The 6529-nt window shown below is 64.5% G+C and carries 6 protein-coding genes; 2 read left to right on the top strand and 4 right to left on the bottom strand.

Annotated elements, in window-relative coordinates; all coding sequences use genetic code 11:
- The coding region (locus SRAH_RS06890) for an Rpn family recombination-promoting nuclease/putative transposase (protein WP_029462616.1) at positions 1-702 on the bottom strand (702 nt) is incomplete at its 3' end.
- Between the two features lie 92 nt (positions 703-794).
- On the opposite strand from SRAH_RS06890, the gene SRAH_RS12840 reads away from it, so the two are divergent.
- The gene (locus tag SRAH_RS12840) at positions 795-1214 is read left to right on the top strand and encodes a hypothetical protein (protein ID WP_197537861.1); all 420 of its coding nucleotides are present in this window, start codon (positions 795-797) and stop codon (positions 1212-1214) included.
- Entirely contained in the window at positions 1211-2248 is a 1038-nt protein-coding gene (locus SRAH_RS06880) for a WD40 repeat domain-containing protein (protein ID WP_052369116.1), read from the top strand. Before SRAH_RS12840 ends, SRAH_RS06880 begins: the two co-directional genes overlap by 4 nt.
- A 15-nt stretch (positions 2249-2263) precedes the next feature.
- On the opposite strand, the gene clpA is transcribed toward SRAH_RS06880, so the two are convergent.
- The 3 genes from clpA to icd form a co-directional block, all read right to left on the bottom strand.
- On the bottom strand, positions 2264-4612 hold the full coding sequence (clpA, locus tag SRAH_RS06875) for an ATP-dependent Clp protease ATP-binding subunit ClpA (protein ID WP_029462613.1): 2349 nt from the start codon (positions 4610-4612) through the stop codon (positions 2264-2266).
- A gap of 77 nt (positions 4613-4689) precedes the next feature.
- A complete protein-coding gene (clpS, locus tag SRAH_RS06870; RefSeq protein WP_029462612.1) occupies positions 4690-5028 on the bottom strand; it encodes an ATP-dependent Clp protease adapter ClpS in 339 nt (112 codons plus the stop codon).
- Positions 5029-5131: 103 nt separating this feature from the next.
- Positions 5132-6385 carry an NADP-dependent isocitrate dehydrogenase gene (icd, locus tag SRAH_RS06865; protein WP_029462611.1) on the bottom strand — a complete coding sequence of 418 codons (1254 nt, stop codon included), beginning with the start codon at positions 6383-6385 and terminating at the stop codon, positions 5132-5134.
- Between the last annotated feature and the right edge of the window lie 144 nt (positions 6386-6529).

Genomic DNA, 6529 nt, shown 5'->3' with positions numbered 1-6529 from the left:
TTGGGCCAGTTCGGACAGTTGGGGCAAGGTGTGGCCGCTGCGGTGGCGCAGCCATTCGATCAGCGCCTGGTCGATAAGTGCCTTGCGCGGTGATCGGGCCACCGTCTGGCCAAAGTGGCGTATGGCTAGCTTGACATCTTCTAGGCTCCCGGCTGCGCGCTCGACCAGAAAGAGCGCGGCCATGACGCGCTGCAAGCCGAGCAGGTATGCGGGGCTAAATTGCCCTTCGTCGAGCAGCCAGAATTTGAGCCTAGGCTGAAAGGCGCTCAGCACGGCCGGGTGTGGCTGGATAAGGTCGAACACTTCGGGGCTGTGAAGCCAACGCTTGTCACCATTGTAGAGGACGATCGGCAGCACCGGGGGCAGGCCGTCTTTGAGCTTGATGGCTTTGCTGCGCAGCAAGTGGTCGTAAAGGGCGGCCACGTACTGCAGCATGCGCACCGGCATGGCGCGGTCGATGCGGGACTGGAATTCAAGCAGCAAATACAAGTAGATGCGCTGACCGCTGAGCTTGACGGACCAGACCACGTCGTCTTCGCGCTGCTTCATGGCGGGGGTGACGAAGCTGGCGTTTTCGCGCTTCAGGGTGTCGTATTCGAGCAGTTCGCTCACCCCCGGCGGGGCAAAGACTTCGAGCAGCTCGCGCACCAGCTCGGCGTGCGAGAACAGGAATTTGTAGCCCGTGTCGTGGGGGTGCGCCATGGATTGGATTGTAGGGCGCTCCAGTGCACGAAGCACTTTTTGCTGCCCAGCTAAGGCGTGGCCGCGGCACTATGGGTTATGCTGGTGGGGCCATGCCGCACCCTGCCCCACTGCACCTGCTCGCCCCATTTGCCTTGGCTCTGGCCTTGGCCGCTTGCGAGCGGGCGCCGCCCGCGCAGGCGCCCGCAACACCGCCTGCACCGGCCAGCCCCGCACCCGATCCCCCCGCCGCCCACACCCCCACCGAGGCCGCCCCCATCCCCCCCACCCCCATGCAACGCGCCCACTATGCCTGCGCCGACGGCCAGCGCGTCGAGTGGCGCTATTTCCCCCAGCAAGGCGTGGCGGTGCTGGTGCGCGACGGACGCAATCACGAGCTGCACCCGGCGCCGGGCAGCGCCGCCACTTTTACCCAGCCCGGCCTGGAGGTGCGGCTGGGTGCCAGCAGCCTACAGATTCGCCTTAACCAACGCCCGCCCATCGACTGCCAGCGCCTGTCCGCCACGCCATGAAGCCCCTTTTGCACCCCGCCGCCTTGGCGCAGCCCCCCGTTTGGCACCCCTCCCGCAGGCAGGTGCTGCGCAGCTCCGTCGCCGCTCTGGGTGGCCTAGGCGGCCTGCTGGCCTTGAGCGGCTGCGCCGAGCCCCCCGCTGAAACCGTGGCGCTGGGCTACGGCGGGGTGTTGTCGCTGCGCCTGAGCCCCAACGGCGAGCAGGCGCTGGTGGGTTCGGTGCAGCAAGGCGCCGGGCTGTGGAACTGGCGCACCCAACAACGCCTGGCCACCTTAAGCCACGCCGAGCAAGAGCGGGCGCAGGTCTTTGCCAGCGCTTTTTCGCCCGATGGCGCGCGCGGCGTCACAGCCGAACGCCACAACTTGGTGCATTGGGATTTGAGCAACGGCCGCGTGCTGGGGCACTGGAGTGCGCAGGCGGGGGTGCGCAGCGTGGCGGTTTCCAAGCAAGGGCGGCGCATACTGGCCGGCCTGACTTCGCGCGAAGCCTGGCTGCTCGACGGGCACAACGTGCGGCTGCCGGTGATCATCCCGCACGCCGAGGCGGTGCGCGCCGTGGACATCAGCGCCGATGCGGCCATGGGCGTGACCGGGGCCGACGACGGCCTGTTGCGCGCTTGGAACTTGGAGCAGGGAGCGGCCTTCATCACCTGGAAGTTTGAGGCCCCGGTGACCACCGCCGTGTTCTCGCCCGACCAGCGGCTGCTGTTTGCCGGCCCGGCGCACGGCCCGGGGCGAATCTGGGACCTGAGCCAGAACACCGTGCTGCACCCGGCCGTGGGGGCGGTGCGCGGCGGCTTCAGCAAAGCCCGTTTTTCGGCCGATGGCGCGCTGCTGCTCACTGCAGCCGCCAACGGCCAGATCAGCCTGTGGACGGTGGCCAGCGGGCAGGCCCGGCAAACGTGGCAACTGCCGCGCTCGCTGACCGACCGCACCGAGCGCTTGGGTGTGCTCGACATCGGCTTTGATGCCGCGACGCGCCACGTGCTGGTGGCCGTGACCAGCGGCCAGATACTGACCTGGCCGCTGGGCTGAACCTCAATCCAAACCTCAATCGGCCGTAGCCTCTTCCGGCTCGGCCGGTTCGGCGCGGGCATGCCGGTCTTTCTTGGAGAGCGGCTGGATGTCGAGCTTGACCTCGGGCTTGTCTGGGTTGCTGGTGTCGATGTCCACCTCCAGCCGCCCGCCGTCGGTCAGGCGGCCAAACAGCAGCTCATCGGCGAGCGAGCGCCGGATGGTGTCTTGGATCAGGCGCTGCATCGGGCGTGCGCCCATGAGCGGATCAAAGCCTTTGACGGCCAAGTGCTTGCGCAAGGCGTCGCTGAAGCTGACGTCGACCTTTTTCTCGGCCAGTTGCTGCTCCAGTTGCAGCAGGAACTTGTCGACCACGCGCATGATGACCAACTCGTCGAGCGCCTTGAAGCCCACGATGGCGTCGAGCCGGTTGCGAAACTCGGGCGTGAACAGGCGCTTGATGTCGGCCATTTCGTCGCCAGCCTGGCGCACGTTGGTGAAACCAATCGCCGCCTTGTTCATGGTCTCGGCGCCGGCGTTGGTGGTCATGATCACGATCACGTTGCGGAAATCCGCCTTGCGCCCGTTGTTGTCGGTCAGGGCGCCGTGGTCCATCACCTGCAGCAGCACGTTGAAAATATCGGGGTGCGCTTTTTCGATCTCGTCGAGCAGCAGCACGCAGTGCGGCTTTTTGGTGATGGCCTCGGTGAGCAGGCCGCCCTGGTCAAAGCCCACATAGCCCGGTGGTGCGCCGATCAGGCGGCTGACCGCGTGGCGCTCCATGTACTCGGACATGTCAAAGCGGATCAGCTCGATGCCCAATATGTAGGCCAGTTGCTTGGCGGCCTCGGTCTTGCCGACCCCGGTCGGGCCGCTGAACAAAAAGGCCCCGATGGGTTTGTCGGGCTTGCCCAGGCCCGAGCGCGCCATTTTCACGCTGGCCGCCAGCAGCTCGAGCGCCTTGTCTTGGCCAAACACCACCGCCTTGAGGTCGCGCTCGAGGGTTTGCAGCTTGCCGCGGTCGTCGCTGCTGACGCTGGCCGGCGGGATGCGGGCGATTTTGGCGACGATCTCTTCGACCTCGGCCTTGCCGATGGTTTTCTTGCGCTTGGAGGGGGTGAGGATGCGCTGCGCCGCACCGGCCTCGTCGATCACGTCGATGGCCTTGTCGGGCAGGTGCCGGTCGTTGATGTACTTGGCCGACAGCTCGGCCGCCGCCTGCAGCGCCGCCGCTGCGTACTTGACGCTGTGGTGCTCTTCGAAGCGGCTCTTGAGGCCCTTGAGGATGTCGATGGTTTGCGCCACCGTGGGCTCGACCACGTCAACCTTCTGGAAGCGGCGGCTAAGGGCGGCATCTTTCTCGAAAATGCCACGGTACTCGGTGAAGGTGGTGGCCCCAATGCACTTGAGCACGCCGCTGGAGAGCGCGGGCTTGAGCAGGTTGGAGGCATCGAGCGTGCCGCCCGAGGCCGCACCGGCCCCGATCAGGGTGTGGATTTCGTCGATGAACAAAATCGCATTCGGCTTGTCTTTGAGCGACTTGAGCACGCCCTTCAAGCGCTGCTCGAAATCGCCCCGGTACTTGGTACCCGCCAGCAGCGCACCCATGTCGAGCGAGTACACGGTGGCTTCGGCCAGCACCTCGGGCACTTCTTTTTGCACGATGCGCCAAGCCAAACCCTCGGCAATCGCGGTTTTGCCCACCCCGGCCTCGCCCACCAGCAGCGGGTTGTTTTTGCGCCGGCGGCACAAAATCTGGATCACGCGCTCGACTTCGTAGTCGCGCCCGATCAGGGGGTCGATCTTGCCATCGCGCGCCAGCACGTTGAGGTTTTGCGTGAACTGCTCCAGCGGCGAGGCTTTCTCGGGGGCCTTGCTCTCGCTGCTGGCCTCCTCGTTGTCGGCCGCGCCACCGCCCTCAGCCGGCTTGGTCGGCTCAGGCGGGTCGGACTTTTTGATACCGTGCGCGATGTAATTGACCACGTCGAGCCGGCTTACGCCCTGTTGGTGCAGGTAGTACACGGCGTGCGAGTCTTTCTCGCCAAAAATCGCCACCAGCACATTGGCCCCGGTGACTTCCTTCTTGCCGTTGCCGGTGCTCTGCACGTGCATGATGGCGCGCTGGATCACGCGCTGAAAACCCAGCGTGGGCTGGGTGTCCACCTCGTCCGCTCCGGCCACTTGGGGCGTGTTGTCTTTGATGAAGTGCGTGAGCGACTTGCGCAATTCGTCGATTTTGGCCGAACAGGCGCGCAGCACATCGGCAGCGCTGGGGTTGTCGAGCACGGCCAGCAGCAGGTGCTCGACGGTGATGAATTCGTGGCGTTGCTGGCGCGCTTCCACGAAGGCCATGTGCAAGCTGACTTCAAGTTCTTGGGCGATCATGGTGCGTTTCCTTCAAGCGAGCCTCTAATTTACCGCGATTTGCGGATCGGTGTGCAGCAATTGGGGCAAATGCGCCCTTATTCAATGGGCTCACTCACACATTGCAGCGGGTGCCCGTGGTGCGCGGCGGCTTGCAGCACCTGATCGACCTTGGTTTGGGCGATGTCGCGGCTGTAGACCCCGCACAGCCCCCGGCCTTCGAGGTGGATTTTGAGCATGATCTGGGTCGCGCTCTCGCGGTCTTTGTTGAAAAACTCCTGCAGCACCTGCACCACGAACTCCATCGGGGTGAAGTCGTCATTGAGCAGCAGCACTTGGTAGCGCTTGGGCGGGCGCACGCGCTGGCGGCGCCGCTCCAGCACCGCAGCGGCGTCGCCCGAGGGCAACTGGGGGCTCAGATCGGGTTGTTTGGGCATGGGGCCATTTTAGCGAGAGTGGACCGGCCAAAGAAAAACCCCGCACCCTCGCGGGCCGGGGTTGGGTCAGGCAGGGCTCAAGCGCGAGCCCGCTGCCGTGTGATCACATCTGCTCGATCATCACCTGGCCAAAGCCGGAGCAGCTGACCTGCTCGGCGCCCTGCATCAGGCGCGCAAAGTCGTAGGTCACGCGCTTGGACTGGATGGCTTTTTCCATCGAACTGATGATCAGGTCGGCGGCTTCGGTCCAGCCCATGTGGCGCAGCATCATCTCGGCCGAAAGGATTTCGGAGCCCGGGTTGACGTAGTCTTTGCCGGCGTACTTGGGCGCGGTGCCGTGCGTGGCCTCGAAGCAGGCGATCGAGTCGCTCAGGTTGGCGCCGGGCGCGATGCCGATGCCGCCCACCTGCGCCGCCAGCGCGTCGGAGATGTAGTCGCCGTTGAGGTTGAGCGTGGCGATGACCGAGTATTCGGCCGGGCGCAGCAGGATTTGCTGCAAGAAGGCGTCGGCGATCGAGTCTTTGATGACGATGTCGCGCCCGGTTTTGGGGTTCTTGAACTTGCACCACGGGCCGCCGTCGATCAGCTCGGCACCGAACTCGCGCTGCGCCAGGGCGTAGGACCAGTCGCGGAAACCGCCCTCGGTGTACTTCATGATGTTGCCCTTGTGTACGATGGTCACGCTGGGCTTGTCGTTGTCGATGGCGTACTGAATGGCCTTGCGCATCAGGCGCTCGGTGCCCTCGCTCGAGACCGGCTTGATGCCGATGCCGGAGGTGGCGGGGAAGCGGATTTTGGTGGCGCCGAGTTCCTCTTGCAGGAACTTGATCAGCTTTTGCGCCTTGGGCGACTGCGCCTCGTACTCGATGCCGGCGTAGATGTCTTCGGAGTTTTCACGGAAGATCACCATATTGATTTTTTCCGGCTCTTTCACCGGCGAGGGCACGCCCTTGAAGTACTGCACCGGGCGCAGGCAGACGTAGAGGTCGAGCTCTTGGCGCAGCGCCACGTTGAGGCTGCGGATGCCGCCGCCGACGGGCGTGGTGAGCGGGCCCTTGATCGAGACCACGTAATCTTTGAGCACCGCCAGGGTTTCTTCGGGCAGCCAGACGTCGGGGCCATAGACCTGGGTCGATTTCTCGCCGGCATAGACCTCCATCCAGTGGATCTGGCGCTTGCCACCGTAGGCCTTGGCCACTGCGGCATCCACCACCTTGAGCATCACCGGGGTGATGTCGAAACCGGTGCCGTCGCCTTCGATGTAGGGGATGATGGGCTGGTCGGGGACGTTGAGCGAAAAATCGGCGTTAACCGTGATTTTCTGGCCTTGGGCAGGCACTTTGATATGCTGGTACATGAAGGATGGGTCTCCGAATGGAAAAACTGAGCGACTGGGCTAGTGGGCTGTTGAGCGCAAGATCGGGCACACATAGAGCCCCTGCTGGCATTTGCGACAACGGCTTAACTTAAGCTGTGTGAAAATTTTAACCTTCATTCCTGC

The organism is Serpentinimonas barnesii (genome assembly GCF_000696225.1).
Taxonomy (GTDB): domain Bacteria; phylum Pseudomonadota; class Gammaproteobacteria; order Burkholderiales; family Burkholderiaceae_C; genus Serpentinimonas; species Serpentinimonas barnesii.
This window is presented reverse-complemented; position numbering and strand designations above follow the sequence as displayed.